Genomic DNA, 1,699 nt, shown 5'->3' on the forward strand with positions numbered 1-1,699 from the left:
CTAAAGCTGGGCAAGCATTAGTGAAAGAAGCTGAAAAGGCTTATCATTCCGGTGATATCGCCACAGGTAATCAACTCATGAATCAGGCTGCCAGCCATGGAACGACGGTTGAAACTACGGTTGTAAGAAATAGTGGTGCTGGAAAGGGAACGACTGGGAATTCTTTAGAATGGAATTCTTGGCAAAACTACAAAAAAACGACTATTGACGGTAAACAATATGCCCAGATTGGCGACAGATTATATTCACAACATGCAGTTGATAGGATGCAACCTTCAGGATTAGGATCTCCAGCCGGTACTGTTGGCGCTGGTCGTAATATTTCTCCTGGCATCGTAGAGCACACTATACAGAATGGAACAAAAACGAGTTCTATAGTTAATGGTGTAGAGAGGACTGTGCATTGGAGTGGTGATGTAGGTGTTGTTACAGAAAGTAACGGTAAAATTATTGTGACCATTTTAAGACGGAGTGAAAAGTGATGAATTGGATATATCCTGATGTTGTTGATAAATTGAAAAAAAAATGTGATTCTTTTTTGAACAAAGAAATAGGGGTAGAAGAAATACAATCTAGCATTTATGAGGCTGAACACCAAATTCTAGCATTAGAAGAGAAATGGTTAAGGGAATTACTTTTTGATGCAGAAAATCAAATTGAATTAAACCGTTATACGATAGATAGCGATAAGTTAGAACTATCTGTTGAACCCATCATTAAAAATATAATGACAAAAATATCATAACGATAATGATCCCCACCTAATCAGTGGGGATCTCACTTGTTGTTTTTTACAACTGGAACACAAGTTCAATAATTAGCTTATTGTGCTCAACTTTAATGACCACAGGGCTCCCTACATAAAAGCCGAATTGCTCAAGCCGCCTGCCAGCTGTGGGTTGGGGTTGGGTTTTGTACCTTGTGGCACGTAACCGACGGTATAAAATCGCTCAGTGGGTTGTGGAGCTGTTGCTTTGTCTGTGGTTGATTTTAGCGTAGAATATCTCTTAGCCATAGTTAACTCCGTGTAAGTTAGTTGTGGTTAGCAGGTTAGCGGTGGTGGTACACCGTTAACCTGCGCTATTATTTACTGTCTTGTGTAACTTCTCTTCTTTAGTCGCCCGGTTTTAATCAACCAATCAACTGCTTAGCCTGATGCTTTAAAATCATGGCGTCTAAAATCTCTTTAACTGACTTCTGCTCGTCAGCAGTCATCTGCTTGACCGCGTCAAACTTAAGCTGAAATCCGTCCGGTGGCTTTAGTTACTCGCTTTTTCAACAATCTACTAATCAAAATCATATCGAAAACAAAGCGGATTATAAAGTCAGCAGCAGTGTTGGCGTCAGCACCATTGGCATGCCAGTAATGAACTTAAGCATATCTTTGATAAAGAAAAAGAACAAAGCAAAATAGACCAAACCCGGTTAGTGAGTGAAATTAGTGGTGAAACACTCACCATGCTCAACACCATAGACCGCATTAAAGCGACAGAAGAGGCGAAAAAAGCGGTAGAAGACAAAAGACAAAAATCCGATAAACCGTTAACCGACAAAGAACAACAAGAAATATATAAAGAAGCCTACGACAAAGCGATGAATGAAGGCATGTCAGCGATGGGAAGTAATACCCGTCAAGGCATCGACATGGCGATTAATATCATCAATGGCTTAATCACCGGCGACATGACCGGTGCGGTAG

Annotated in this window: 2 protein-coding genes and 1 pseudogene; all 3 read left to right on the top strand. The window is 40.5% G+C overall.

The window, feature by feature from the left end:
- Positions 1-482, top strand: a pseudogene (locus tag J3U56_RS11900) (hypothetical protein); the annotation flags it as partial.
- Positions 482-745, top strand: coding sequence for a hypothetical protein (locus J3U56_RS11905; RefSeq protein WP_267344996.1), 264 nt, complete (start codon positions 482-484; stop codon positions 743-745). The pseudogene J3U56_RS11900 and the gene J3U56_RS11905, both read left to right, overlap by 1 nt.
- A gap of 713 nt (positions 746-1,458) precedes the next feature.
- A partial coding sequence (locus tag J3U56_RS11910; RefSeq protein WP_267367919.1) for a hypothetical protein occupies positions 1,459-1,699 on the top strand: 241 nt, incomplete at its 3' end.

Source organism: Gilliamella sp. B2824, from assembly GCF_026536245.1.
Classification (GTDB): Bacteria; Pseudomonadota; Gammaproteobacteria; order Enterobacterales; family Orbaceae; genus Gilliamella.